We start from the raw sequence: 24,834 nt of genomic DNA, 5'->3' as shown, positions 1-24,834 counted from the left end.
TCACCCGGGTCGCGGAGCTGGTCCCCCGTGGCCCAGGTCAGACGGCCGGCCCCTCGGGCCGACCGCGCATCGCCTCCAGCTCCTCGTTCGGGATCGCGCCCCCGAAGCGACGGTCCCGCTGCGCGTATTCCAGGCACGCCCGCCACAGGTCCCGCCTGTCGAAGTCCGGCCACAGCACGTCCTGGAACACCATCTCCGCGTAACTGCTCTGCCAGATCAGATAGTTGGACGTCCGCTGTTCGCCGCTCGGCCGCAGGAACAGGTCCACGTCCGGCATGTCGGGGTAGTAGAGGTACTTCGCGAAGGTCTTCTCGTTGACCTTCGACGGGTCGAGCTTCCCCGCCGCCACGTCCCGCGCGATCGCCTGCGCCGCGTCCGCGACCTCCGCGCGCCCGCCGTAGTTGACGCAGAAGTACAGCGTCATGGCGTCGTTGTTCTTCGTCTGCTCCTGCGCGACCTGGAGCTCCTGGACGACGGACTTCCACATCTTCGGCATCCGGCCGACCCAGCGGATACGGATGCCCAGCTCGTCCATCTCGTCACGCCGGCGCCGGATGACGTCCCGGTTGAAGTTCATCAGGAAGCGCACCTCGTCGGGCGAGCGCTTCCAGTTCTCGGTGGAGAAGGCGTACAGCGAGAGGTTCTTGACGCCCATCTCCAGGCAGCCCTTGAGCACATCGAGGACGACGCCCTCGCCGACCTTGTGACCCTCGGTGCGTGGCAGCCCGCGCTCCTTGGCCCAGCGGCCGTTGCCGTCCATGACGCACGCCACATGGCGTGGCACCAGCTCGCCGGGGATCTTCGGCGGGCGCGCGCCGGACGGGTGCGGCTCGGGGACCTTGTACTCGCGGCGGGACCGGCCCAGGATTCCGCGTCGTGCCATGCGGCTCACATCTCCTATTTCTCTACGTACCTCAGCGAGCGCAGGCCGCGCTCCAAGTGCCAGTGCAGATAGGCGGACACCAGCCCGCTGCCCTCCCTGACGTGGCGCGCCTCGCACGCGTCCGCCGTGGGCCAGTCGCCGGTCAGCAGCGCGCTGAGCAGACCGATGGCCTCCGCAGAGGGTACGACGCTGCCGGGCACCCGGCAGTCGCCGCATATGACGCCGCCGGCGGCGACGGAGAAGAACCGGTTCGGCCCGTGCATGCCGCATTTCGCGCAGTCCTCGAAGCTGGGCGCGTAGCCGTTGACGGCGAGGGAGCGCAGCAGGAACGCGTCGAGGATGAGGTGCGGCGCGTGCTCGCCACGGGCGAGGGTGCGCAGGGCGCCGACGAGGAGCAGGTACTGCTGGACGGCCGGCTCGCCCTCGTGGTCGGTGAACCGCTCGGCGGTCTCCAGCATCGCGGTGCCCGCGGTGTAGCGGGCGTAGTCGGTGACGATGCCGCCACCGTACGCGGCGATGGTCTCACTCTGGGTGCACAGGGGAAGCCCGCGGCCGACAAGTTCGCTGCCGCGGGCGAAGAACTGCACGTCCACATGCGAGAAGGGCTCCAGCCGCGCCCCGAACTTGGACTTGGTCCGCCGCACGCCGCGGGCGACGGCCCGCACACGCCCGTGCCCGCGCGTGAGCAGAGTGATGATGCGGTCGGCCTCGCCCAGCTTCTGGGTGCGCAGCACGACGCCGTCATCACGAAAAAGACTCATCGCGCGCCCCCACGGGTGTCCGGCCGGGGGGCCGGCCCGCGGCGCAGCCGCAATGAAGCACAGCGTCCCCCGGGTGAGCACAGCATGATGCGGTCGGCCTCGCCCAGCTTCTGGGTGCGCAGCACGACGCCGTCATCACGGAACAGGCTCATGGAGCCATTGTCCCGTACGGACAACGGCCACCCGCCAGCGGATCGTCAATCCTCCACGCGCTCCTCAAGGCGTACCGTCACCGAGTCCCCCGCCTCCTTCCCGATCGCCTTGCGCACGTCCGCCTTGACCGGCAGCTTGTGCGTGCCGTCCCCGAGCGCCATGAACGAGCTCCGGAACGGATGACCGTCGATCGTCCCCCTGACCTTGACCAGGCCACGGGTGCCGAAGAACTCGACCGACTCGGGCCACACCAGATACGTCCAGCCGCCCTTCTCGGGGCTCTTCTGCAGCGTCGCGCTGAATTGTTTGTCCATGCAGGTAGGACGGCGCGAGGCGGGCAAACTCATCGCCCCCTCCCGATCGGTGCGGCGTCCCGTCAGGTTTCGCAAGGAACCATTCCATAGAAGAATTGGGCAGACACCCCTGACGTGCAGGCCACGCCACCATTGCAGCGATCGGGGCCAGCGTGTCGTCCAGCGATACCAGGTTGAGTACGCATCCCTTCGGCACTACGAGCGCCGACGGCACGGCGGAGCGTGACGACGCACTGGCCGAAGCCGTCCTCAAAGCCGTCGAGGTGACCGGGGCCCATGCGGCGAGCGTGTTCCTGGTCTCGCGCAACCGTCAGACGCTGATACTCGCCGCAGCGGCTGGGATGCCGCCTTCCCTGCTCGGCGGCTGGCGGCGGATTCCTGTGAACAGTCCCATTCCCGTGGCGGAGGCGTTCCGCTCCAGGCGGACGGTCCATCTGGTCGACGCCGATGACACCATGCGGCGTTTTCCTCAGCTCGCAGTCGCGTTGCCTTACCCCTTCGGCTCCGCCTCCGTACCGGTCACGGCGGGGCAGGAGACCTTCGGGTCCATGGCCGCGGTCTGGGCTGCCAGGTCCGGAGGGCAAGGGCTGTCCAAGGCGCAGCGACGGCAGTTGCGTACTGCGGCCGGCCGCCTCGGCGCAGCGCTCGCCCATCTGAACGCGCGCGGCGTCGAAGCCGGGTACGACATGGAGACCGGTCCGCTGGAGGTCCCGGTACCTTCCCCCTCTGCGGTACGGGTAGGCCTGTTCGACTGGAACCTCGACACCGGAGCCCTGGAAGCGGATGCCACCTTGTGCGCGGTCTTCGGCCTCGCCCCGGACGAGTACGACGGACAGGCGGCCACCCTGGAGGCCCAGGTGCACCCCGCGGACCGTCCCGGTTTCCGCGGTGCCGCCCGTGCCGCACTCAAGGAGGGCCGCGTCCTCGCCCAGAGTCTGCGCGTGCCGGAGAAGGGCGGCGGTCACCGCACCATCGAGCTGTGGGGCCGGGTACCTGAACCCGACTCCGTCCGGGGGGCGCGGCCCCACCTGGTGGGCGGGGTCCTTGACCTCGGAGCCGGTATGGCCGCCGTCGCGGCGATCGAACGGCTCGCTGACGGCTTCTTCGCGCTCGACCGCGAGGGGCGTGTGGCCTACGCCAACCACAGCCTGGTGCGGCTGTTGCACGTACGTCGGGAGGATCTGGTGGGCCGCAGCCCCTGGGACGTTCTGCCGTGGCTGGCCGATCCCGCATACGAAGACCGTTTCCGGGCCGCCAGGGTCTCCCAGCAGCCCGTCTCCTTCCTGGTCCGATCCCCCGACCAGTGGCTCGTATTCTCGCTCCGCCCGGATGCGCAGGGCATGACCGGCTGGGCTGCGCCGGCCGGACAACCGGTCCCGGCCGGGGCCGAGCCCGGAGCACCGCCCGAGGAGGCAGGAGCGGCCGCCCCGTCCTCCTCGCGGCCCGCGTCGGCCCCCCTGGGCGCCGTCTATCGCGTCCTCCAGATGGGCAGCGCCCTGACCGAGGCGGTCACCGCGCGCGAAGTGTGCGATGCCGTCGCCGACCAGCTCCTGCCCGCCGTCGGCGGTGATCGACTGGCGATTCTCGTGGTGCACGAGCGGCACGTATATCTGCTGTCGCAGCGTGGCTACCGTGAGAACTTTCTGGAGCGGTTCGAGGGCATGCCGCTGCATCACGCCGTCCAGGAGCCCGTGACCGGGGCGCTGACCTCCGGGGTGCCGCTGTTCATCGAATCGCGAGAAGAGTTCAGGGCGTCCTATCCCGAGCTCCAGCCCGAGTCCAGCTCCTTTGCGTTCCTGCCCCTGATCGCCTCCAGCCGCCCCGTGGGTGCCTGCATCATGGGCTTCGACGAGGTCCACCGGTTCTCCGACGAGGAACGGAGCCTCCTCACCGCGCTGAGCGGGCTGATCGCCCAGGCACTGGAACGTGCCAGGCTTTACGACGCCGAATTCACCCTCGCCCGGGGCCTGCAGAACGCGCTGCTTCCGCACCGACTTCCCGTACTGCCGGGCGTCCGCGTCACCGGCCGGTACCTGCCCGGTACGCGCGGGATGCACATCGGCGGCGACTGGTACGACGTGATCCCCACGGACCGCGGCGTCGTGCTGGTCGTCGGGGACGTCGAGGGCCACAACGTCGCTGCCGCAGCCACCATGGGCCAGCTGCGAAGCGCGGTACGAGCCTTCGCCTCGGCAGGCCACCGACCGAGCGATGTGATCGCCAGTACCAACCGGCTGCTCCTCGACCTGGCCCCCGGGCTCCTCGCCAGCTGCTGCTACGTCCTCCTCGACCCGGGCACGGGAGTCGCGCACGTGGTGCGCGCGGGCCACTGCCAGCCCCTCCTGCGCCGACCCGACGGGCACACCGAGATCCTGGATGTGCCGGGCGGCCTGCTGCTCGGAGTGGAGCGCGCCGTCGACTACCCGGAATCGGAGCTGAGTCTCGTGCCCGGCTCGGTTCTGGCGCTTTACACGGACGGACTGATCGAGACACGCGAGTCCGACATCGGTGTGGGCATGGACCGGCTGCGGACCTTGCTGGCCCATGCCGCTGTGGGCTCCCTCGACGAACTGGCCGACGCACTCCTGCGGGATGCCCGCCAGTCCCCGAACCGCATGGACGACATCGCGCTGCTGCTCACCAAGTACACCCACGCCTCGCCGCCGACGCCCCCCGCCGGGTGAGCGGAAGCGGGCACCGGACGGCCGCTTCAGGTCACCTCGCCCCGGCTGCGCGCGTTCACATACGCCGTTGTCGCGCTGATCCGCTCCACCGCGGTCGCCGGTCGCACCTGGTCCGGCTCGCACTCCCACTCCCGGCCCCCGCCGAGGGGTCTCAGCAACAGCCGCGGCCCCGCCTCCCCCATGAGCCGGCCCACCCTGCCGGTGCGCATGTCGATGACGTACGTCCCGATGGGCCCGGTCACCGTGCCGCGCCGCCTTCCTTCGGCAGTACTGCCGTGAGCATGCGGACCACGTCGATCGTGCAGCGCCCCAATTCGACCAGGGGACAGGGCACCTCCCGTGCGTACGAAGCGGGCTCCAGGCGCAGTGACGGCAGGGTGATGCCGGAACGCTCCAGGGCCGTCCGTAATTTGTTCACCGCTTCCTCCGCCTCTTCGACGCATTCCATCGAGTGCCGCGGGTTTTCCTTGCTCGCCATGACTGCCCTTCCCGATCCGGTGTCACCTTTCGCATTACAACTGTGAGGGCTCGCAGCTACGCTCAACAGAGGGCCGCGCACTACAACTGGGCAGCAGCAACAAGGGGTTTGATCCATGGCCAATGGTTCACGGCAGGCGGCTTGGGAGTTCTTCGGCGCCGAGTTGAAGCGGCTCCGGGAGGAGGCGGGAATCACTCAGGCGGCCCTGGGGGCAAGCGTTTTTGTGTCAGGCGGATACATCGGCCAATTCGAACAGGCCATTCGGAAGCCGCAATTGGATGTGGCTCAGCGGATCGATGAGACGCTGCAAACCGGAGGCTTTTTCGGCCGAATGTGTCGCAAGCTGATCAAGGAGGAGCGCTACGCGGACTACTTCGCGCATGTGGCGGAGCTGGAGCGACTGGCGACGAAGATCTGCGACTACGCACCGGCAGTAGTCCCAGGCCTCCTCCAGACGGCCGATTACGCGCGCGCGGTCTACGTGGCGAGCAATCCGCTCGCCACCGAGGAGTACATCGAGGACATGGTCAGGGCGCGCATGGACCGCGCCCCGGTCCTCAAAGACGCTACACGGCCTGTGTATTGGGCGATCTTGCACGAAACAGCACTGCGCATCCCGGTTGGTGGGCCAGACGCAATGGCTCAGCAGCTGGACCACCTCGCGGCGATGGTGCGCGAGCACAAGGCGCTGGTCCAGGTGCTCCCGTTCGCGGCCGGGCCGCACCCGGCGATGGGCAAGATGCTGACACTTATGGAGTTCGATGACGCCCCTCCAACTGTCTATACAGAGGGGGTGCTTTCGGGGAATCTGCTGGACGATCCGGCTGTAGTGAAGCGGACGCAGTCGCATTACGATCTGCTCAGGGCCGTCGCACTGTCGCCGGAGGCGTCCCTGGCCCTGATCGAATCGGCGGCGGAGGACTTCAGACGATGCGTGAGTACGACCTGAGCACCGCCCAGTGGCGCAAGAGCAGCTACAGCGACGGGCACGGCGGCGACTGCGTCGAAGTGGCTCACGACTTCCCGGGCACCGCCTGGCGCAAGAGCACCCACAGCGGCGGCGACGGCGGAGAGTCGTGCGTCGAAGTCCTCGACAACATCCCCGGCGTCGTCCCCGTCCGCGACAGCAAGAACCCCACCGGCCCCGTTCTCGTCATCGGAGCCGCCAGTTGGACCGCTTTCGTCGAGGGTGTTCGCCGCTAGACGGCGTCATCTCCACGTCCTTGTTGATGGCGCGAGCCATGATCACCCCGATGAGGATCAGCCCGACGCTGAACCAGGACGCCGCAGCGTCGAAGATCAGAGACACGACGCCCACCGGGATGATCAGGCCCGCCAGCGGGGTCAGCAGGTTGCGCACCGGCGCTGGGGGCCCGGCTCCGCGGGTGCGGGCGCGGACGACCTGGGGGTACCACTCGGTGAAGCTCATCGCGGTGACCATCGCCGCGATCTGGATGATCCAGGTGGTCCAGAGGTTGTCCGGGTTGTGCAGGACGAGGTCGCCGAAGCCGCCCGCGAGGGCCGCGACGAGGAAGGCCGTTCCCCAGACGCCGGTGATCACATAGTTGATGTGGAGAAACTCCGGCGACTTCCAGTACTCGGGGCCGACCCGTTCGCGTCCGTACTGCATCGTGAACGGCACCCGTACGGCCATGGAGCCGAAGGCGATGACCACCAGCGTGAGGTTGGAGATCTCGCCCGCGTAGGTGTCGAGCCATCGATAGGTGCCGGGCGACGCGGCGACTCCGACGGTGGCCAGGACGGCGAAGGAGACGACGCCCGCCACTTCGAGGATCTTGAGCGAGGTGCCGCGGTAGACCATCCGCCCCGCGCAGAAGAGCACCACCGCCAGGGCGAGGGCGAGGCCCACCGCCAGTCCGAAGCGGCCGGGGCCGACGAGGACCGAGAAGACGATCCACGGGGACAGACCGACGATCGGGCTTTCCAGCGCGGCGGCGAGACGGCCGCCGGGTGCCGTGCGTGAGGCAGGGTTCATGGCGGGGGCCCCTTCGCCGGGCAGATCCTCCTGCTTCCCAGCGTCCCGCGAGATCCCCCGCCGCGCTACAGCGGATCAGATGTCGCGTCGGGGCATCGACGATCTGGGAGAGCGCCACGGTCAGGGCGTTGTCGCGGGCCGGGGGTGCCGGGGCCGGCCGGAGGGCAGGAGGTTAGGGTGTCCTTACCCCGCCCCTCCCGGGTGCCGGGTCATAGATCAGGCTTATGGGTCCATAGGTGCAGGGCGGGTACCGCGGTGGGAGCGCCGTTGCCAGGGTGGCGTACGAGAGTCGGCTCCCTCCGCACGCGCCTGGCCGTCTCACTCGCCGGGTCACGCCCGTGGACATCGTTCGAAGGGAACCATTCATGCCCCGCCCTCTGCGGATCGCGATCGTCGGTGCCGGCCCCGCCGGAATCTACGCCGCCGACGCCCTGCTGAAGTCCGAGGCCGCAGTCGAGCCCGGTGTGTCCATCGACCTCTTCGAGCGGATGCCCGCCCCGTTCGGTCTCATCCGGTACGGCGTCGCGCCCGACCACCCGCGGATCAAGGGCATCATCACCGCACTCCACCAGGTGCTCGACAAGCCGCAGATACGCCTCTTCGGAAATGTCGACTACCCGAGCGACATCGGCCTGGACGATCTGCGTGAGTTCTACGACGCGGTGATCTTCTCCACCGGCGCGGACGCGGACCGGGACCTCGACATACCCGGCATCGAGCTGGACGGCTCGTACGGCGCCGCGGACTTCGTGTCCTGGTACGACGGGCACCCCGATGTGCCGCGCACCTGGCCGCTGGAGGCGGAGAAGGTGGCCGTACTCGGCGTCGGCAATGTCGCCCTCGACGTGGCCCGCATCCTGGCCAAGACCGCGGACGAGCTGCTGCCGACCGAGATCCCGCCGAACGTGTACGACGGCCTGGCGGCCAACAAGGCCCTCGAAGTGCACGTGTTCGGGCGGCGCGGCCCGGCGCAGGCCAAGTTCAGCCCGATGGAACTGCGGGAGCTCGACCACTCGCCGAACATCGAGGTGATCGTCGACCCCGAGGACATCGACTACGACGACGGCTCCATCGCCACCCGCCGCGCCGGCAAGCAGGCGGACATGGTCGCGAAGACCCTGGAGAACTGGGCGATCCGCGACGTCGGCGACCGGCCGCACAAGCTGTTCCTGCACTTCTTCGAGTCCCCCGTCGAAGTCCTCGGCGAGGACGGCCAGGTGGTCGGGCTACGTACGGAGCGGACGCGGCTGGACGGCACGGGCAACGTCACCGGTACCGGCGAGTTCCACACCTGGAACGTGCAGTCCGTCTACCGTGCGGTCGGCTATCTCTCCGACGAACTGCCCAAGCTGCCCTTCGACTTCATGAGCGGGACCGTGCCGCACGAGGGCGGCCGGGTCATCGAGGCCGACGAGCACCTCCAGTCGACGTATGTGACCGGCTGGATCAAGCGCGGCCCGGTCGGGCTCATTGGCCACACGAAGGGCGACGCGAACGAGACGGTCGCGAACCTGCTCGACGACCACGGCAACGGGCGGCTGCGTGTTCCGGCTGCGCCGGAGGAGGAAGCGGTCGTCAACTTCCTTGAGGGGAAGGGCGTTTCGTACACCACGTGGGAGGGCTGGCACCGGCTGGACGCGGCGGAGCGGGCGCGCGGTGAGGCGGAGGGGCGCGAGCGGGTGAAGATCGTGGAGCGCGAGGAGATGCTGCGGGCGAGCGAAGCCTGACCCGGCGGGGCCGCTGCGCGGGGCTTGCCCCCACCCCGCCCTCCCCCAGACTCCGTCCGGGGGGCGGCCGAAGGTCGCATACGGGGGTCTGGGGGCCTGCCCCCAGTTCGGGAAGGGGCGGGTAGGGGAACAGCCCCGCACAGCGGCCCCCATTACTAGAACGGCGCACGCGCCGTCGCCAGCAGCCGCGCCGTATCGTCCGCGCACAGCTGCAGCGCCGTACCGACCGTCGTCAGAACCTCCCGCTCCGCCGCGCTGTACGGCCCGTCCGCGAGTGCGATCCGTGCCCCCTGGAGCAGGATCGACTCCCGTCCCGCGGGCGCCAGATGGGGTGCGAGCGGCTCCAGCGCCTCGTGCAGTTCGATGGCGAGGGCCGCGCCATAGGGACCGGTGTCGGTGACGAAACGGCCGGTGTCCGCGGCAAGCGCCTCGATCAGGCCGGTGAGCTGGTCCTCCGTGCAGTCGTCGAGCCCGGCAGCGCGGACCGTGGCGACGGCGGTCTCCCGGACCGGGCGGGAGGAAGTGCCGCCGGAGGCGAGGACGGCCAGAGCGACGGTGTGGACGGCGTCACGGAGCATCGCGGAGAAGCGGGCCGTGGTGGGGTGGTCGAGGGCGTCCGTGCCGAAGTGGCCGTGGCAGGCGGCGCATTCGACGACCGGGCCCGCGAAGCCGCGCGGCAGCAGGGGCACACCGAGGAAGGTGAAGCGGCGGCGGCCGGTGCGGCGGCGGTAGTTGCGGTCGCCTCCGCAATCGGGGCAGAAGAACTCACCGTCCCCCACAGTGTTCCAAGAGGTATGAACGCCGCAGACCAGCAATTTTCGGCCGAACAGTCCCCGGTCTGGCTGCACGTCGCACCTCCGAAACGCTCCGGCAACATTGCCGCATTGGCGTGATGTTAGCCACATCGGTGATGTCGCGTCAGCACCCCCGGCAGCAGTGCGCCGGGACATGGCCGATTCCCTCGCCTGTCGCCCGCACACACGAACGCCGGACAGGCTTGTTTTCAAGCCTGTCCGGCGTTCAGGACCGGACCCCGGTCGTCGGGGGGACTAGCGCGCCGCGCGGTTGACGGCAGAGACGACGGCCTTCAGCGACGCACGCGTCGTGTTCGCGTCGATGCCGATGCCCCACAGCACCTTGCCGTCGATCGCGCACTCGATGTACGACGCGGCCTGCGCGGACGCGCCCTCGCTCATCGTGTGCTCCTGGTAGTCCAGCAGCCGTGCGTCGACGCCCACCGCGTTCAGCGCCTCGAAGAACGCGGAGATCGGTCCGTTGCCGGAGCCGGTCAGGACCGTCTCGGCGCCGTCCACGACCGCCTCGACGGTCAGGGTGTCGATGCCGTCGTTGTCGGTCGTGGTCTGGCCGGAACTCAGCTGGATACGGCCCCACGCGTTGTCCGGGTTCGGCAGGTACTCGTCCTGGAAGACCGACCAGATCGCCTTCGGCGTGACCTCGCCGCCCTCGGAGTCCGTCTTCGCCTGGATGATCTTCGAGAACTCGATCTGCATCCGGCGCGGCAGGTCCAGCTTGTGCTCGTTCTTCAGGACGTACGCGACACCGCCCTTGCCCGACTGGGAGTTGACCCGGATGACCGCCTCGTAGGAACGGCCGACGTCCTTCGGGTCGATGGGCAGATACGGCACGGCCCACTCGATGTCGTCCACGGTCCTGCCCTGGGCGGCCGCGTCGGCCTCCATGGCGTCGAAGCCCTTCTTGATGGCGTCCTGGTGGGAGCCGGAGAAGGCCGTGTAGACCAGATCGCCCGCGTAGGGGTGGCGCGGGTGGATCTCCATCTGGTTGCAGTACTCGCTCGTACGGCGGATCTCGTCGATCTGCGAGAAGTCGATCTGCGGGTCGACGCCCTGCGAGAACAGGTTCATGCCCAGCGTCACCAGGTCGACGTTGCCGGTGCGCTCGCCCTGCCCGAACAGACAGCCCTCGATACGGTCGGCCCCCGCCATGATCGCCAGCTCGGCGGCGGCGACGGCGGTGCCGCGGTCGTTGTGCGGGTGGACGGACAGGCAGACGTACTGACGGCGCGACAGATTGCGCGCCATCCACTCGAAGCGGTCGGCGTGCGTGGACGGGGTCGAACGCTCCACCGTGGCAGGCAGGTTGAGGATGATCTCGCGGCCTTCCTCCGGCTGCCAGACGTCACAGACGGCCTCACAGACCTCCAGCGCGAAGTCCAGCTCGGTGTCGGTGAAGATCTCCGGGCTGTACTGGTAGCCGAAGGTCGTCTCCGGGCCCAGCAGCTTCTCGGCGTACTCCATCACCAGCCGCGTGCCGTCCACGGCGATCTGCTTGATGTCGTTCTTCGAGCCGCGGAAGACGACCCGGCGGAAGGTGGGCGCGGTGGCGTTGTACAGGTGCACCGTCGCGCGGTGGGCGCCGACGATGGACTCCACGGTGCGCTCGATCAGGTCCTCGCGCGCCTGTGTCAGAACGGAGATCGTCACGTCCTCGGGGATCGCGCCCTCTTCGATGATGGAGCGTACGAACGCGAAGTCGGTCTCGCCGGAGGAGGGGAAGCCGACCTCGATCTCCTTGTAGCCCATGCGGACCAGCAGGTCGAACATCTCGCGCTTGCGGGCGGGCGACATCGGGTCGATCAGGGCCTGGTTGCCGTCGCGCAGATCGGTCGACAGCCAGCGGGGGGCCTTGGTGATCCGCTTGTCGGGCCAGGTGCGGTCGGGGATGTCCACGGCCTCGTACTGCCCGTACTTGTGGATGGGCATCCCGGACGGCTTCTGGGTGTGGGTCGCGTTCGTGACGGGCGTGGGGCGACCGACAGAGTTGTCAGACATGTGCGTAGGGCTCCTCGGGGTCCATCAAGTAGGACGGCCGACTGAGTCGAAGCAGCACCAGATCCCGCGGGGAGGGGGTCGGCCTACGACTACAGGCCCTCGCCGCGGCAGCTAAGAAGAAGCAGCCCGAAACGCATGATGCGCAGCAGCGTAGCCCAGTGAGGGCGGGGACGGCGGTGCCGTATCAGTATGCGGGACACGACTCCACAAACGGACAAATAGTGACGTACCACACTCGGGTGCCACATCAGCGGTACACCAGTGGCCCGTGCCGCGGACGCCAGTCCTCCGTTATCACTCCATTTCACTAATCATGGTGGCAACTAGTGACAGCGTCATGACCCAGTGCCACAGTCCGGGGGCATGGACGCCAACGCCCGCCGGATCAACCCGGTCTTCTGCACCATCGTGCCGCCCCATGTCCTCGACAAACTGGCCCGCGCCGAGGACCCCGCCATCGCCGACCCCGCCGCCCGCACCCTGGAGCACGACGCCCTGCAGCGCACCCGCCGCCGTCTCACCACGGTCCGCGGCCTCGCCCCGAGCGTCACCGGCACGGTGTCGGACAAGCCGAACCGCACGATCTACGACGCCGAACACCAGGAGACGGTGCCGGGCAACAAGGTCCACTCCGAGAGCGGCAAGCCTGCCAAGGACGCCACGGTCAACCGCGCCCACGCGGGCCTGGGCGCCACCTTCGAGCTGTATCTGAAGGCGTACGGCCGCCACTCCATCGACGACTCCGGCCTGCCGCTCAACGCGACCGTCCACTACGGCGAGAAGTACGACAACGCCTTCTGGGACGGCGAGCGGATGGTCTTCGGCGACGGCGACAACGATCTGTTCCTGGACTTCACCCTGCCCGTGGACGTGATCGGGCACGAGCTCACGCACGGAGTCACGCAGTACACCGCGAACCTGGAGTACTTCAGCCAGTCCGGCGCGCTGAACGAGTCCATGTCGGACGTCTTCGGCTCGCTGATCAAGCAGTTCTCGCTCGGCCAGAGCGCCGACCAGGCCGACTGGCTGATCGGCGCGGGCCTGCTGGGCCCCAATGTGTCGGGCGTCGCACTGCGCTCGATGAAGGAGCCGGGTACGGCCTACGACGACGACGTCCTCGGCAAGGACCCGCAGCCCGCGACGATGGAGGACTACGTCAGGACCGGCCGCGACAACGGCGGCGTCCACATCAACTCGGGGATCCCGAACCACGCCTTCTACCTGGTCGCCACCGCGCTGGGCGGCAACGCGTGGGAGCGGGCGGGCCAGATCTGGTACGACGTGCTGACCGGTGGACGGCTCTCCACGACCGCGCAGTTCGCCGACTTCGCCGCCCTGTCAGTGGCCGCGGCCCGCGCGCGCTACGGCGAGGGCGAGGAGCAGGAGGCTCTGCTGAAGGCATGGTCCCAGGTCGGGGTGCCTACCAACTGAGGCGTTCTCGTACTAGACAGGACCCATGCGTATCCAGGTAAGGCGCACAGGAGGATTCGCCGGCATCGAACGGTTCGCCGAGGTGGACACCTCGGGGCGGACCGACGCGAGCGAATGGCGTGCCCTGGCCGAGCGGGCGATGGCCGGCGGCCGGGGCACGCCGCCGGTGGGGGTGCCGGACGGGTTCAGCTATCAGATCACCGTCGACGGGCGGACCATCCACTGCGCCGATCCGCGACTGTCGGAGGCGCAGCGCGAGCTGATCTCGCGGCTGCTCAAGGAAGGTGCGTGACGGGACGAACTGGGGGCAAGCCGCCAGACCCCCGTGCGCGCTTTCAGCCCCTCCGGCGTTTGAGGAGCGGGGAGGTTGGGGGTCCCCCCGGACGGAGTCTGGGGGGAGGGCGGGGTGGGGAACAAGCCGCCGCGCCGCGGCCCCGCCGGGACCGGCACCGCGTCAGAAGCCCAGCTTCCGCAGCTGCTTCGGGTCCCGCTGCCAGTCCTTCGCGACCTTCACATGCAGGTCCAGGAACACCGGCGTCCCCAGCAGCGCCTCGATCTGGTGGCGGGACTTCACCCCGACCTCCTTCAGGCGCTTGCCCTTCGGGCCGATGATGATGCCCTTCTGGCTCGGGCGCTCGATGTAGACGTTCGCGTGGATGTCCAGCAGCGGCTTGTCCGCCGGGCGGTCCTCCCGCGGCAGCATCTCCTCGACGACCACCGCGATCGAGTGCGGCAGCTCGTCCCGTACGCCTTCCAGCGCGGCCTCGCGGATCAGCTCAGCGACCATGACCTGCTCGGGCTCGTCGGTGAGGTCGCCCTCCGGGTAGAGCGTCGGGCCCTCGGGCAGCAGCGGGATGAGGAGGTCCGCCACCAGCTTGACCTGTTTGTCGCCGACCGCGGAGACGGGGACGATCTCCGCCCACTCCATGCCCAGCTCCTTGCCGAGCCGGTCGATCGCGATCAGCTGTTCGGCGAGGGTCCTGGAGTCGACCAGGTCGGTCTTGGTGACGATCGCGACCTTCGGGGTCTTCTTGATCCCGGCGAGCTCCTTGGCGATGAAGCGGTCACCGGGGCCGAGCTTCTCGTTCGCCGGCAGGCAGAAGCCGATCACGTCGACCTCGGCCCAGGTGGTGCGCACGATGTCGTTCAGCCGCTCGCCGAGCAGCGTGCGCGGCTTGTGCAGGCCGGGGGTGTCGACCAGGATCAGCTGCGCGTCGGGGCGGTGCACGATGCCGCGCACGGTGTGCCGGGTCGTCTGGGGCCGGTTGGAGGTGATCGCCACCTTCTGGCCGACCAGAGCGTTCGTGAGGGTGGACTTGCCCGCGTTGGGGCGGCCCACGAAGCAGGCGAAGCCTGCCCGGTGGGGGGCGTTGTTCTCATCTGTACGAGCGCTCATGGCGCCCATTGTCCCTGATGTCACGCGCCCCCGGTTACGCGCGCCCGCCGCCGGTGCACCCTGACCCACACCCCGGCCCCCGCCGCGGCAGCCACGAGCAGCAGCGCGACCAGCCAGGGCAGCGCGAAGAAGGACACCCCGGCGGTCTCGCGCACATCCCGCGCGCTGGCTGTGAGCTTCACCTCGCCCCATTCGAGCTGGGGTGCGCCCGACCAGCTTTCGGTGAGGCGGATCTTCTGGCGCGGCAGTAGTTCGGAGGGGATCTTCTTCAGGTCGCGGCTCAGCAGATCGCGGCCGAACAGGCCCTCGGCCTTGAGCGCGACTTTGGGGTTGAGGGTGACGTTGCCGCGGTTGTAGAGCGTGTACGAGATGAGCGCGCTGCTCTCGCCGGTGCCCGGGACGAGGGGCTGGTCGTGGGTGAACCTCACGCCCTCGACGGAGAGCGCGGCCACGGTGGGGCCGCCCACCCGCAGATAGACGCGTGCGCCGACGGCCTGCTGAATGCCCACGGCGACCGAGCCGCTCGCGGCGCCGATGCGCTCGTCGAGGGCGACCAGCGCGCCGGGGTGGTCGCCGGGCTCGGCGTCGTCGGGGACGGTGAGGGTGTAGGGCACGGTGACCGAGCCGTTCGCGGGGACGGTGACCCGCTCGCGCTGGGGCTTGGCCCAGGCGCCGACGCCGCGCTGCTTCTCGCCGCGGGCGCGTACGGCGAAGCCGCCGTCCCGTTCGGTGTTGTACGCGTCGGCCGCGTACAGCCGGAAGGTCAGCGGGGCCGCGGTCTTGTTGGTGACCGTCACCTGGTCGGTGAGGGTCGTGCCGGGATCGGCCGAGAGATAGAAGTAGGGCCGCCCGCCCAGTTCGGAGGCGGCGGGGTAGACGGACCAGTTGCCGTTGTCGGCGGCGCGCGCGGTTCCGCATCCGTACAACAGCATGGCGAGGACGGGCAGCACGATGACGTAGAGCTTGCGCATGAAACCCCCATGCCGAGGCGGGCCGACCGGGTGCGCGCCCGGCCCGCCGAGTGTCAGGTGAGCGTGAGGGTCAGGACACCGGAGTACGCGCCGGGGGCGGTGTACGCCGGGACGTTGAGCGAGACCTTCGCGTCCACGGTGAACTCGCCTCCGGTGAGCGCCCCGTTGGGGGTGGAGGCCAGGGTCGCGCCCGCGCTGCCGACGGCTCCCGCCGAACCGGCCACGCAGGTGCTGGGGCTGCCGGGCTTGGTGGTGCAGGCCGGAGTCCAGCCGAGCTTTCCGGCGTCGATCTTTCCGCCGGGACCGGTGAAGTCGGTGACCTTGCCGGTCAGGGACCAGCCCGCGGGCCCGCCGCGGAAGTCCTTGACCGTCACCGACTTCAGATCGCCGGTGGATGCCCCGCCCGTGCCGAAGTCGACCGCCGACATGGCGACGGTGTCACCGGCCTGGGACATGGACAACGTGCCTGCCGCGACGGAGGAGTTGAGCTTCTGGCTGTTGCCGGGCAGCGGTGTGTCGTCGATGACCGTGTACGCCGCCGGGCCCGCGCCCTTCTCCGCCGACCAGGCACTGCCCTCGTAAGCGACGATGCCTGTGGTCGCCTTGTCGTTGACCGCGAGAGGCGCCGTGAAGCCGCCTGCCGCGTCGGCCTTGACGGTCGCCTTGTCGGCGGTCTCGGCCGCTCCGGCCCGGCCGACGACGGTGATGTCGGCGAGCGGAGTGAACTTGGCGCCGGTGACGGTGACGCTGTCGCCGGGCTTGCCGGAGGCCGTGGCGAGCTGGATGGAGCGCTCATTGGCCCCGGGCTGGTCCGTCGCGGTGATCGTCTCGGAGACGGGTGCGGGCGGATTGGTGACCGTACAGGGAGTGTCCAGCTCCATGATGTAGCTGGTGTGGATGTTGTAGTCGCCGGGCGAGAGGGTGATCGAGCCGGGCGCGGTGACCGTGAACGTGCCGGTCATCGAGAACGGCGGGAAGGCCCCCTTGCCGGGGACCGGCGGGTTCTTCTTGGGTCCGGTGACCGTGATGCTTCCGGCCTGGGCGCCGCCGAGGGCGACCTTGCCGCTGGGCGTCATGATGTCGGCGGGCAGCGCGAGGTCGACCGGGTTGCTGGCCGCGGGCTTGGTGACGGTATAGGTGACGGTGACGGTGTCGCCGACCTTCGGTGCGGCTTTGTCGACGGTGATCTGGGCGGTCGTGGTGCCGTCGATGGGCGGGATACCGGCGATGGGCGGCGGTACGCAGTGGGTCGCGAAGTCCACCGGTGCGGATGCGGCGGCCAACGCGTGCGCGGATCCGGCGAGTGCCGCCGTACCGGCGACAAGGGCGACCGCTCCCAGCGCGGCGGTCCAGCGCCGCGTCCGGCCGGTGAACCGGCCGGTGGATCTTCGGGTGGGCCGGGTTGCTGATCTTCGGGTTGCTGTAGCCATGATTGCCCCCTTCTGAGGAATGCCGGGGGCTATTGACGTGTCATGGCCGAAAGAAGTCAATGGAATCGAAATGCGCTGTCTGATGACCCATCAGATACTGTCAAGATCCGTATTTCCGCAGGCAGAAAGGGGAATCGGCGCCACCGGTTGATGACGCCGACCCCTGTCACATTCGTACTGTCACGCCCGAATCGGCGCGTGCGGTCAGCCCGCGGCCACGGAGGACTTGAGCTCCCCGTCGGGACCGGCGAGCAGCACCGGCGTCCCGGGCCCGCCGAGATCACGCACCGCCGCGCGGTCCGCGTCGGAGGCGGCGTCCGCATCAGAGACGACGGCCGCGGCCTCCAGGGACTGCGCGCCGCTGGCGACGGCCATGGCGACGGCGGTCTGGAGCGCACTGAGCCTGAGCGACTCCAGAGCCACGGTTCCGGCGACATAGGTACGCCCGGTCTCGTCCCGGACGGCCGCACCCTCGGGCACACCGTTGCGGGCCCGGGCGCTGCGCGCCAGCGTGATGATCTTGCGGTCCTCGGGGGTGAGGTCGGTGCTCTGCGTCATGCCCCGAGCATAGATCGGCCACCCGGACGGGGTCCGGGCGGCCGGTCGGACACGACCTAGCCCTGGACGCCCTTGACGAACTTGTCGCCGATCAGCTGGACCAGGTCCTCGAAACTCTTCTGCGCAGCGCCGCTGCCGGTGTTCACGTACGCGACGCGAGTGGCGCCGGTGCCCTGGTGGGCCACCAGCAGATTGGCCTTGATCTCCATACCGGGGGCGAAGACGATCGCCATCTGGAAGGCGTGCGACTCCTCGCCGACCTTCGGGGCGTCCAGCTTCTTGATCTTGACGGGGACCTTCTGGCCCTCCATGTCGAAGGAGACAGTGGTGCAGGTGCCCAGCGCGGCGCCGATGGCCTTGGTGAAGTCGGCGGCGCCCGTGCCGGCGAACGTGATGACCTGCTGGCTCAGTTCGGACTTGCCGTCGGCGTGCTTGAAGTCGACGTCGCTGCCTTTGGTGGCGCCCTTGATCTCGTCGCCCATCATGTCGGCGATGGGCTGGCAGCCGGGGTGGTCGGCCTTCGGCGCCGGGTCGTCTCCGGTGGAGACCTTGTTGGACTTCCAGCCCGCCGACAGGTCCTTGAGCTCCACCGTGGCGGCCTTCATCTGAGCGGCCGTCAGCGGCGTGCGGGGCGCAGGCGCATCCGTCTTGGTCTCCTGCGGCTTGGCCGCATCTGTCTTGGCCGCATCCGTCTTGGCAGGCTTCTTGTCATCGCCGGACGAGCTCTGGCACGCCGCCGCCGTGAGGCACAGCGTCGAAACGGCGACAGCGGCGACCACGCCGCGCATACGGGTACGCATAAGCAGTAACTCCCCTTGAATCAGGCTCACATGGCTCGTGGGGAGCTTCCCCCATCCCCTGTTGACGGGCAGAGGATACACAGATACCGAGGTCAGCCCGCCACCGGATACATCGAACCCCGCCTGCCCTCCGGGCTCGCGCGGATGCTCCATCTCCTTGCGGACCTGACCGCCGGGCGCGATGTCTCGCCGCTCCAACAGCTCCGCGAACTCCTCGCTGACCGCCTTCGCCTCCTCCACGACCGCATTGCCCGTCCAGCGTTTGAGGACATGCGGCCGAAGGTCGCATACGGGGAGGTTGGGGGTCACCCCGGACGGAGTCTGGGGGGAGGGCGGGGTGAAGCCCGCCGCAGGCGAACCGTCAGCCCCGGTCCAGGCGGAGCCGGACCGCCTTTGGAAGGCCCGCGACCACCAGGTCGTAGGAGTCTTCGATCAGCTCACGGACCAGCCGGTCCGGCAACTCCCCCACCGTCACCGTGTTCCAGTGCCGCTTGTTCATGTGATAGCCCGGCACAATCGCCGCGTGATCGGCGCGCAGCTGAACCGCGATCTCCGGCTCACACTTGAGATTTACCTTCAGCGGCTCCCCATCCAGCGCACTCAGCGCGAAAAGCTTCCCGTGCACCTTGAACACCGACGTCTCGGGCCCGAACGGAAACTCCTCCACCGCCGCGTTGAATTCCAGGCAGAACGCCCTCAGTTCCTGCGCCTTCACGCCGCCGCTCCCCCCTCCGGCCGCTTGGGCAGCGGCTCCGCAAGCACCGTCACGATCTTGTTCCGGCGGCCCGCCGGGGACTCCGCCGTCAGGCGCAGCTCGCGGCCGTCCGGCAGGTCGACCACCGCGGTCGCGCCCGCGATCGGGACCCGGCCGAGTGCCTTCGCCAGGAGGCCGCCGACCGTCTCCACGTCCTCGTCGTCGAGTTCGTCGAGGCCGTAGAGCTCGCCGAGGTCCCCGATGTCGAGCCGGGCGGTCACCCGGAAGCGTCCGTTGCCGAGTTCCTCGACCGGCGGAAGTTCGCGGTCGTACTCGTCGGTGATCTCGCCGACGATCTCTTCCAGGATGTCCTCGATGGTGACGATCCCCGCGGTGCCGCCGTACTCGTCGATGACGACGGCGACATGGTTGCGCTCCTGCTGCATCTCGCGCAGCAGATCGCCCGCGTTCTTGGTGTCGGGCACGAACGCGGCGGGCCGCATCGCCGTCGACACCAGGTCGGACTCGGAGTCCCGGTTGATGTGTGTCTTGCGGACGAGGTCTTTCAGGTACACGATCCCGACGATGTCGTCCTCGTTCTCCCCGGTCACCGGGATCCGGGAGAAGCCGGAGCGCAGCGCCAGCGTCAGGGCCTGGCGGATGGTCTTGTAGCGCTCGATGCAGACCAGATCGGTCCGGGGGACCATCACTTCGCGTACGAGGGTGTCGCCGAGCTCGAAGACGGAGTGCACCATCCGGCGCTCGTCGTCCTCGATCAGTGACTCCTGCTCGGCGAGGTCGACCATGGCCCGCAGTTCCGCCTCGCTCGCGAACGGGCCCTTGCGGAACCCCTTTCCGGGAGTGAACGCGTTGCCGAGGAGGATCAGCAGCTGCGGGATGGGACCCATGATCCTGGCGAGCGGCAGCAGGACGTACGCCGCGGCCGTCGCGGTGTTGAGCGGGTGCTGGCGGCCGATGGTGCGCGGTGAGACGCCCACGGCGACGTACGAGACGAGGACCATCACGCCGATGGCGACGGCCAGCGCCTCCCAGGTCTCGGAGAACTCCTGCAGGCAGGCGTAGGTGACGAGGACCCCTGCCGCCATCTCGCAGGACACCCGCACCAGCAGGGCGACGTTGAGATAGCGGGTCGGGTCGGCGGCGACCTGTGCCAGCTTGGCGGAGCCGCGGCGCCCGGAGCGGACGGCCTCGGCGGCGCGGAAGCTCGAGGTGCGGGCGATGCCCGCCTCGGCGCAGGCGGCCAGCCAGGCGACGACCACCAGCAGGATCGCGCCGAAGATCAGTTGGCCGCTCATGAGACGGTCGGCGCCGGGGACGGACCGGAAAGGCCCTTCTCCGCCCGCCAGCCGTCGACGATCGCAGCCTGGAGCCCGAACATTTCTGCCTTCTCGTCCGGCTCCTCGTGGTCGTAACCGAGCAGGTGCAGCACTCCGTGGACGGCCAGAAGCTGGAGCTCCTCGTCCATGGAGTGCTGCGTCTCGGCCTCTTCGCCCTGCTTCTTGGCGACTTCGGGACAGAGCACGATGTCACCGAGGAGCCCCTGCGGGGGCTCCTCGTCGTCCTTGACCGGCGGACGCAGCTCGTCCATCGGGAAGGACATGACATCGGTCGGACCGGGCAGGTCCATCCACTGGATGTGCAGCTGCTCCATGGCCTCGGCGTCCACGACGATCACCGAGAGTTCGGAGAGCGGGTGGATACGCATCCGCGCGAGCGCGTAACGGGCGATGTCGAGGATCGCCTGCTCGTCGACCTCGGTTCCGGACTCGTTGTTGACGTCGATCGACATGGCGCGCTTTTGCTACTTCCCGTTTTGGATGTCGTACTTCTCGTACGCGTCGACGATACGGCCGACGAGCTTGTGCCGTACGACATCCTGCGACGTGAGCAGCGAGAAGTGCACGTCGTCGACGCCGTCCAGGATGTCCCGGACCTGGCGCAGACCGCTCTTCGTGCCGCTCGGAAGGTCCACCTGGGTGACGTCGCCCGTGATGACGATCTTCGAGTCGAAGCCGAGCCTCGTCAGGAACATCTTCATCTGCTCGGGGTTCGTGTTCTGCGCCTCGTCGAGGATGATGAAGGCGTCGTTCAGGGTCCGTCCTCGCATGTACGCCAGGGGCGCGACCTCGATCGTGCCCGCAGCCATCAGCCGCGGGATCGAGTCGGGGTCGAGCATGTCGTGCAGCGCGTCGTAGAGCGGGCGCAGATAGGGGTCGATCTTCTCGTAGAGCGTGCCGGGCAGGAAGCCCAGCCGCTCTCCCGCCTCGACGGCGGGCCTGGTCAGGATGATCCGGGTGACCTGCTTGGACTGCAGGGCCTGGACCGCCTTGGCCATGGCGAGATACGTCTTGCCCGTACCGGCGGGGCCGATGCCGAACACGACCGTGTGCTTGTCGATCGCGTCGACGTACCGCTTCTGGTTGAGGGTCTTGGGGCGGATGGTGCGGCCGCGGCTGGAGAGGATGTTCTGGGTGAGCACCTCGGCCGGGGTCTCGTCCGGCCCGTTGCCGTTCTCGCTCGCCTTGAGCATGGCGATCGAGCGTTCCACTGCGTCCTCCGTCATCGGCTGACCGGTGCGGAGCACCAGCATCATCTCGTCGAACAGGCGCTGGATCATGGCGACTTCCGCCGCGTCACCGACCGCGCTCACCTGATTGCCCCGGACATGGATGTCGGCCGCCGGGAAGGCCTTCTCGATCACGCGCAGCAGGGCGTCACCCGAACCCAGGACCGTCACCATCGGATGCTTGGCGGGGACGGTGAAGTGGGCTCGTGCCTGCCCCGGTGCTGGGCTCTGGGCTGTGGGTGTCTGAGTCATGGGCCGGCTCTGTGGCCTGCACATACCTCCCGTTGCAGGGTTCTCGCTGCTCGACAACCTCTGAGATACCAAGCGTACGACCTGGCACTGACAAGACCGAGGGCTTTTCCGCGGGGGTATGTCCGTGGTCCCACCGGGGCCGTCCCCGGTCTAGGCCCTGTCCGGTCGATCAGGCCGGATCAGTGAGCGGGGTCTGGTGCGTGCAGCTGCAAGGCGGAGGATGGAGCCGACGCGGAGCGTCGGCGACTGACGACAACGCGGCAGATGTGCGCGCGAGCCCGGCAAGACCGGCCGGACAGGGCCTAGGCGGAGCGGCCGAAGCCGATCGTCGGGACGGCCCGGCGCAGCGGCCAGGGCCTGGCCGGCGCGGGCAGCAGCGCTTCGAGGAAGGCGTACCGCTGCAGGGCCGCCGGGTCCTGGTCGGCGACGCCCTGCACGTGCTGCCACCAGGCCGCGATCTCCGACCAGCCGGGCGCGGAGAGTGATCCGCCGAACTCCTGCACCGACAGGGCCGCGGTCAGCCCGGCGAAGGCGAGCCGGTCGGCGAGCGGCCAGCCGGCGAGGGTGCCGGTGACGAACCCGGCCACGAACACGTCCCCGGCGCCCGTCGGGTCGAGCGCCTCCACCGCGATGGCCGGAACCTGGGCGCTCTCGCCGGTCGCCCCGTCCACGGCGCACGCGCCCTCCGCACCCAGCGTGACGACGGCCACCGGGACACGTTCGGTGAGGGCGCGGGCAGCGGCGAGGGGGCAGTCGGTGCGGGTGTAGCGCATCGCTTCCTCGGCGTTGGGCAGGAAGGCCTCGCAGTGCTCCAGATCGGCGAGGTCCTCCGGGTCCCAGCGGCCGGTCTCGTCCCAGCCGACGTCGGCGAAGACGCGGGTGCCCTTGCGGGCGGCCTGCGCGATCCAGTCGGCCCGGCCGGGGGTCAGCGGTGCGACTGCGGCGCGCGCGGGCGGCGGGCAGTCGGGGGCGGGCTCGGGCGGCGGGGCCTCGTGGCCGTGGGAGACCATCGTGCGTTCGCCCTCGTACGCCATGGAGACGGTGACGGGCGAGTGCCAGCCGGGGACGGTGCGGGAGAGGGAGAGGTCGATGCCCTCGCCGTGTTCGAGGGCGTCCCAGCAGTACTCGCCGTAGTGGTCGTCCCCGAAGGCGGCGGCGAGCGAGGTGCGCAGGCCGAGGCGGGCGAGGGCGGTGGCCATGTTGGCGACGCCGCCGGGGCTCGATCCCATGCCGCGGGCCCAGGACTCGGTGCCGCGGACGGGGGCGGAGTCGAGGCCGGTGAAGATGATGTCCAGGAAGACGTTGCCTGTGAGGTAGACGTCGCAGGCGGGATCGTCGGGCGTCCGCAGGCCCGCGAGCGGGTCGAGGCAGTCGGCCCCCTGGTCCCGTTGCTCACCGTGTCGAGTGCTCACCGTGCCGCTCCTGGTACGTGGTGCAGATCAGGCCAGTCTGCCTGATGGAGCGGCGCGTGTGCGGGTGCGGCGGGGTGGTCCCGGGCCCGTGCCCGGCTACCAGCGCGGGACGGGCGGGGCGGCCCAGCCCGGCTCGGCGACCCGCATCGCCGCCGCGTCGTCGCGTTCGCGCATCGTGCCGTCGTCGTCGAGCCAGCGCCGGTTGAGGCGGGCCAGCTTGTCCCGGTCGAGCTCCACGCCGAGCCCCGGCAGATCGCTGACGGCGAGGCGGCCGTCCTTGAAGTCGAGGCGCTCGGTGATGACGTCCTCGGTCTGCCAGGGGTAGTGGCTGTCACAGGCGTGGTCGAGATTGGGGACGACAGCCGCGACATGGGTCATCGCGGCGAGGCTGATGCCCAGGTGTGTGTTGGAGTGCATGGACAGGCCGACCCCGAACGTGCGGCAGATCGCGGCCAGTTCACGGGTGTTGCGCAGCCCGCCCCAGTAGTGGTGGTCGGAGAGTACGACCTGGACGGCGCCGCGCGTGAAGGCCTCCGGGATCTCGGCGAACGTGGTCACACACATGTTGGTGGCCAGCGGGACGCCGGTGGCGGCCGCGACCGCGGCCATCCGGTCGGTGCCGCTCGCCGGGTCCTCCAGATATTCCAGTACGTCCCCGAGTTCCTCCGCGACCCTCAGCGAGGTCTCGACCGACCAGGCGCCGTTGGGGTCCAGCCGCAGCGGCTGTCCGGGAAATGCCTCGGCGAGCGCCCGTACGGCCGCGATCTCCCGGTCCGGCTCGAAGACGCCGCCCTTGAGCTTGAAGGAGGCGAAGCCGTACTCGCGCGAGAAGCGCCTGGCCTGGGCGACCACGCCCGCCGGGTCGAGCGCCGCGCCCCAGTCGTCCGGCTCCCCCGCCCCGCCCGGGTGTTCGGCCCAGCGGTAGAAGAGATACGCGCTGTAGTCGACGGCGTCGCGCACCTTGCCGCCGAGCAGCGCGTGCACGGGCAGTCCGAGTGCCTTGCCGAGCGCGTCGAGGCAGGCGACCTCGAAGCCGGAGACGACGGAGAGCCGCAGCTTGTCGGCCGTCTGCACCCCGCGCAGTCCGCCCGCGTCGACGGCGCCCGCGCCGGTGGCCTCGGGCGAGTCGCCGCACACGAGGTCGGCGAGCCGGTGCAGGCCGTTCACGTCGCTGACCTGGCAGCCGGGCAGCGCGTCCGCCAAGGGGGCGGCCAGATCGAGGTACTTGGTGTCTCCGTAGGTCTCACCGACGCCGGTGACGCCGTCCGCCGTGACCACTTCGACGATCAGGCGGGGGGTGTACGGCTGGTGCACGCCCTGGGTGTTGAGCAGCGGCGGATCGGCGACGAGGATCGGGGTGAGCCGCACCTCGGTGATCGTCAGGTCCTGGGTCACCGCTGTCTCCCTATGTAGATGCCGTACATGGATGAGAACGAGATCGAGACTAGGTACGGGAACTGGGGCCGTCAATGGGACGTCGCGGGCCGCGCCCCCGGA

At 69.4% G+C, this 24,834-nt stretch carries 26 protein-coding genes and 1 pseudogene; 6 read left to right on the top strand and 21 right to left on the bottom strand.

Features of this window, described 5'->3' with window-relative positions; genetic code table 11:
• Positions 1–37: 37 nt before the first annotated feature.
• Genes OG905_RS27130 through OG905_RS27115 form a run of 4 tightly spaced genes read right to left on the bottom strand, consistent with a single transcriptional unit; the run spans position 38 to position 2,111 of the window.
• Positions 38–883, bottom strand: a complete 846-nt coding sequence (locus OG905_RS27130; RefSeq protein ID WP_328677906.1) for an isoprenyl transferase — start codon at positions 881–883, stop codon at positions 38–40.
• 14 nt (positions 884–897) lie between these two features.
• A complete protein-coding gene (gene recO, locus OG905_RS27125; RefSeq protein ID WP_324977518.1) occupies positions 898–1,644 on the bottom strand; it encodes a DNA repair protein RecO in 747 nt (248 codons plus the stop codon).
• Positions 1,641–1,796, bottom strand: a complete 156-nt coding sequence (locus OG905_RS27120) for a hypothetical protein (protein ID WP_328677905.1) — start codon at positions 1,794–1,796, stop codon at positions 1,641–1,643. Before OG905_RS27120 ends, recO begins: the two co-directional genes overlap by 4 nt.
• 45 nt (positions 1,797–1,841) lie before the next feature.
• Entirely contained in the window at positions 1,842–2,111 is a 270-nt protein-coding gene (locus tag OG905_RS27115) for a DUF1905 domain-containing protein (protein WP_328677904.1), read from the bottom strand.
• A gap of 173 nt (positions 2,112–2,284) precedes the next feature.
• On the opposite strand from OG905_RS27115, the gene OG905_RS27110 reads away from it, so the two are divergent.
• Positions 2,285–4,795 carry a SpoIIE family protein phosphatase gene (locus tag OG905_RS27110; protein ID WP_328677903.1) on the top strand — a complete coding sequence of 837 codons (2,511 nt, stop codon included), beginning with the start codon at positions 2,285–2,287 and terminating at the stop codon, positions 4,793–4,795.
• 26 nt (positions 4,796–4,821) lie between these two features.
• On the opposite strand, the gene OG905_RS27105 is transcribed toward OG905_RS27110, so the two are convergent.
• Both OG905_RS27105 and OG905_RS27100 read right to left on the bottom strand, forming a co-directional pair.
• Positions 4,822–5,037, bottom strand: coding sequence for a hypothetical protein (locus OG905_RS27105; protein ID WP_328677902.1), 216 nt, complete (start codon positions 5,035–5,037; stop codon positions 4,822–4,824).
• Entirely contained in the window at positions 5,034–5,273 is a 240-nt protein-coding gene (locus OG905_RS27100) for a hypothetical protein (RefSeq protein ID WP_328677901.1), read from the bottom strand. The genes OG905_RS27105 and OG905_RS27100 overlap by 4 nt, the downstream gene beginning before the upstream one ends.
• Before the next feature lie 115 nt (positions 5,274–5,388).
• Between OG905_RS27100 and OG905_RS27095 the strand changes: the two genes are divergently transcribed.
• Both OG905_RS27095 and OG905_RS27090 read left to right on the top strand, forming a co-directional pair.
• The gene (locus tag OG905_RS27095; protein WP_328677900.1) at positions 5,389–6,222 is read left to right on the top strand and encodes a helix-turn-helix domain-containing protein; all 834 of its coding nucleotides are present in this window, start codon (positions 5,389–5,391) and stop codon (positions 6,220–6,222) included.
• Positions 6,204–6,476, top strand: a complete 273-nt coding sequence (locus OG905_RS27090; protein ID WP_328677899.1) for a DUF397 domain-containing protein — start codon at positions 6,204–6,206, stop codon at positions 6,474–6,476. Before OG905_RS27095 ends, OG905_RS27090 begins: the two co-directional genes overlap by 19 nt.
• Here OG905_RS27090 and OG905_RS27085 read toward each other — a convergent pair.
• The gene (locus OG905_RS27085; protein ID WP_328677898.1) at positions 6,427–7,269 is read right to left on the bottom strand and encodes a hypothetical protein; all 843 of its coding nucleotides are present in this window, start codon (positions 7,267–7,269) and stop codon (positions 6,427–6,429) included. The two genes, OG905_RS27090 and OG905_RS27085, sit on opposite strands and share 50 nt — an antisense overlap.
• 365 nt (positions 7,270–7,634) lie before the next feature.
• Between OG905_RS27085 and OG905_RS27080 the strand changes: the two genes are divergently transcribed.
• The gene (locus OG905_RS27080) at positions 7,635–8,996 is read left to right on the top strand and encodes an FAD-dependent oxidoreductase (protein WP_328677897.1); all 1,362 of its coding nucleotides are present in this window, start codon (positions 7,635–7,637) and stop codon (positions 8,994–8,996) included.
• Positions 8,997–9,151: 155 nt separating this feature from the next.
• On the opposite strand, the gene OG905_RS27075 is transcribed toward OG905_RS27080, so the two are convergent.
• The gene (locus tag OG905_RS27075; RefSeq protein WP_328677896.1) at positions 9,152–9,844 is read right to left on the bottom strand and encodes a tellurite resistance TerB family protein; all 693 of its coding nucleotides are present in this window, start codon (positions 9,842–9,844) and stop codon (positions 9,152–9,154) included.
• A gap of 201 nt (positions 9,845–10,045) precedes the next feature.
• Positions 10,046–11,806 carry a 2-isopropylmalate synthase gene (leuA, locus tag OG905_RS27070; RefSeq protein WP_328677895.1) on the bottom strand — a complete coding sequence of 587 codons (1,761 nt, stop codon included), beginning with the start codon at positions 11,804–11,806 and terminating at the stop codon, positions 10,046–10,048.
• 363 nt (positions 11,807–12,169) lie between these two features.
• On the opposite strand from leuA, the gene OG905_RS27065 reads away from it, so the two are divergent.
• Both OG905_RS27065 and OG905_RS27060 read left to right on the top strand, forming a co-directional pair.
• Entirely contained in the window at positions 12,170–13,237 is a 1,068-nt protein-coding gene (locus OG905_RS27065; protein WP_328677894.1) for a M4 family metallopeptidase, read from the top strand.
• A gap of 25 nt (positions 13,238–13,262) precedes the next feature.
• Entirely contained in the window at positions 13,263–13,529 is a 267-nt protein-coding gene (locus OG905_RS27060) for a protealysin inhibitor emfourin (RefSeq protein ID WP_328677893.1), read from the top strand.
• Between the two features lie 162 nt (positions 13,530–13,691).
• On the opposite strand, the gene era is transcribed toward OG905_RS27060, so the two are convergent.
• From era to OG905_RS27000, 12 genes and pseudogenes are all read right to left on the bottom strand, one after another.
• Positions 13,692–14,642, bottom strand: coding sequence for a GTPase Era (era, locus tag OG905_RS27055; protein WP_389374360.1), 951 nt, complete (start codon positions 14,640–14,642; stop codon positions 13,692–13,694).
• An 11-nt stretch (positions 14,643–14,653) separates the two neighbouring features.
• Positions 14,654–15,604, bottom strand: coding sequence for a WxL protein peptidoglycan domain-containing protein (locus OG905_RS27050; RefSeq protein WP_328677892.1), 951 nt, complete (start codon positions 15,602–15,604; stop codon positions 14,654–14,656).
• Positions 15,605–15,657: 53 nt separating this feature from the next.
• Positions 15,658–17,034, bottom strand: coding sequence for a beta-xylosidase (locus OG905_RS27045; protein WP_328677891.1), 1,377 nt, complete (start codon positions 17,032–17,034; stop codon positions 15,658–15,660).
• A gap of 204 nt (positions 17,035–17,238) precedes the next feature.
• Entirely contained in the window at positions 17,239–17,592 is a 354-nt protein-coding gene (locus tag OG905_RS27040; RefSeq protein ID WP_328677890.1) for a cytidine deaminase, read from the bottom strand.
• A gap of 56 nt (positions 17,593–17,648) precedes the next feature.
• On the bottom strand, positions 17,649–18,392 hold the full coding sequence (locus tag OG905_RS27035) for a hypothetical protein (protein ID WP_328677889.1): 744 nt from the start codon (positions 18,390–18,392) through the stop codon (positions 17,649–17,651).
• Between the two features lie 92 nt (positions 18,393–18,484).
• Positions 18,485–18,638 (bottom strand): annotated as a pseudogene (locus OG905_RS27030) (XRE family transcriptional regulator); the annotation flags it as partial.
• A gap of 115 nt (positions 18,639–18,753) precedes the next feature.
• Positions 18,754–19,107, bottom strand: coding sequence for an MmcQ/YjbR family DNA-binding protein (locus OG905_RS27025; RefSeq protein ID WP_328677888.1), 354 nt, complete (start codon positions 19,105–19,107; stop codon positions 18,754–18,756).
• Positions 19,104–20,402, bottom strand: a complete 1,299-nt coding sequence (locus tag OG905_RS27020; protein WP_328677887.1) for a hemolysin family protein — start codon at positions 20,400–20,402, stop codon at positions 19,104–19,106. The genes OG905_RS27025 and OG905_RS27020 overlap by 4 nt, the downstream gene beginning before the upstream one ends.
• Entirely contained in the window at positions 20,399–20,896 is a 498-nt protein-coding gene (ybeY, locus tag OG905_RS27015) for an rRNA maturation RNase YbeY (RefSeq protein WP_266476494.1), read from the bottom strand. The genes OG905_RS27020 and ybeY overlap by 4 nt, the downstream gene beginning before the upstream one ends.
• A gap of 12 nt (positions 20,897–20,908) precedes the next feature.
• The gene (locus OG905_RS27010; protein WP_324977474.1) at positions 20,909–21,925 is read right to left on the bottom strand and encodes a PhoH family protein; all 1,017 of its coding nucleotides are present in this window, start codon (positions 21,923–21,925) and stop codon (positions 20,909–20,911) included.
• A 302-nt stretch (positions 21,926–22,227) separates the two neighbouring features.
• Positions 22,228–23,337, bottom strand: a complete 1,110-nt coding sequence (locus tag OG905_RS27005; protein WP_328677886.1) for a carbohydrate kinase family protein — start codon at positions 23,335–23,337, stop codon at positions 22,228–22,230.
• Positions 23,338–23,433: 96 nt separating this feature from the next.
• A complete protein-coding gene (locus OG905_RS27000) occupies positions 23,434–24,732 on the bottom strand; it encodes a glucarate dehydratase family protein (RefSeq protein WP_328677885.1) in 1,299 nt (432 codons plus the stop codon).
• Between the last annotated feature and the right edge of the window lie 102 nt (positions 24,733–24,834).

It is taken from the genome of Streptomyces sp. NBC_00322 (assembly GCF_036147535.1).
Classification (GTDB): domain Bacteria; phylum Actinomycetota; class Actinomycetes; order Streptomycetales; family Streptomycetaceae; genus Streptomyces.
Note: the sequence above shows the minus strand (reverse complement) of the source record. Positions and strands in the feature narration are given on the sequence as shown.

What these genes read in the sequence shown, in the direction of transcription:
- OG905_RS27130 (WP_328677906.1), bottom strand. Translation starts at nt 883, where the DNA reads ATGGCACGACGCGGAATCCTGGGCCGGTCCCGCCGCGAGTACAAGGTC.
- recO (WP_324977518.1), bottom strand. Translation starts at nt 1,644, where the DNA reads ATGAGTCTTTTTCGTGATGACGGCGTCGTGCTGCGCACCCAGAAGCTG.
- OG905_RS27120 (WP_328677905.1), bottom strand. Translation starts at nt 1,796, where the DNA reads ATGAGCCTGTTCCGTGATGACGGCGTCGTGCTGCGCACCCAGAAGCTG.
- OG905_RS27115 (WP_328677904.1), bottom strand. Translation starts at nt 2,111, where the DNA reads ATGGACAAACAATTCAGCGCGACGCTGCAGAAGAGCCCCGAGAAGGGC.
- OG905_RS27100 (WP_328677901.1), bottom strand. Translation starts at nt 5,273, where the DNA reads ATGGCGAGCAAGGAAAACCCGCGGCACTCGATGGAATGCGTCGAAGAG.
- OG905_RS27095 (WP_328677900.1), top strand. Translation starts at nt 5,389, where the DNA reads ATGGCCAATGGTTCACGGCAGGCGGCTTGGGAGTTCTTCGGCGCCGAG.
- OG905_RS27090 (WP_328677899.1), top strand. Translation starts at nt 6,204, where the DNA reads ATGCGTGAGTACGACCTGAGCACCGCCCAGTGGCGCAAGAGCAGCTAC.
- OG905_RS27085 (WP_328677898.1), bottom strand. Translation starts at nt 7,269, where the DNA reads ATGAACCCTGCCTCACGCACGGCACCCGGCGGCCGTCTCGCCGCCGCG.
- OG905_RS27080 (WP_328677897.1), top strand. Translation starts at nt 7,635, where the DNA reads ATGCCCCGCCCTCTGCGGATCGCGATCGTCGGTGCCGGCCCCGCCGGA.
- leuA (WP_328677895.1), bottom strand. Translation starts at nt 11,806, where the DNA reads ATGTCTGACAACTCTGTCGGTCGCCCCACGCCCGTCACGAACGCGACC.
- OG905_RS27065 (WP_328677894.1), top strand. Translation starts at nt 12,170, where the DNA reads ATGGACGCCAACGCCCGCCGGATCAACCCGGTCTTCTGCACCATCGTG.
- OG905_RS27060 (WP_328677893.1), top strand. Translation starts at nt 13,263, where the DNA reads ATGCGTATCCAGGTAAGGCGCACAGGAGGATTCGCCGGCATCGAACGG.
- era (WP_389374360.1), bottom strand. Translation starts at nt 14,642, where the DNA reads ATGGGCGCCATGAGCGCTCGTACAGATGAGAACAACGCCCCCCACCGG.
- OG905_RS27050 (WP_328677892.1), bottom strand. Translation starts at nt 15,604, where the DNA reads ATGCGCAAGCTCTACGTCATCGTGCTGCCCGTCCTCGCCATGCTGTTG.
- OG905_RS27045 (WP_328677891.1), bottom strand. Translation starts at nt 17,034, where the DNA reads ATGGCTACAGCAACCCGAAGATCAGCAACCCGGCCCACCCGAAGATCC.
- OG905_RS27040 (WP_328677890.1), bottom strand. Translation starts at nt 17,592, where the DNA reads ATGACGCAGAGCACCGACCTCACCCCCGAGGACCGCAAGATCATCACG.
- OG905_RS27035 (WP_328677889.1), bottom strand. Translation starts at nt 18,392, where the DNA reads ATGCGTACCCGTATGCGCGGCGTGGTCGCCGCTGTCGCCGTTTCGACG.
- OG905_RS27020 (WP_328677887.1), bottom strand. Translation starts at nt 20,402, where the DNA reads ATGAGCGGCCAACTGATCTTCGGCGCGATCCTGCTGGTGGTCGTCGCC.
- ybeY (WP_266476494.1), bottom strand. Translation starts at nt 20,896, where the DNA reads ATGTCGATCGACGTCAACAACGAGTCCGGAACCGAGGTCGACGAGCAG.
- OG905_RS27010 (WP_324977474.1), bottom strand. Translation starts at nt 21,925, where the DNA reads ATGACTCAGACACCCACAGCCCAGAGCCCAGCACCGGGGCAGGCACGA.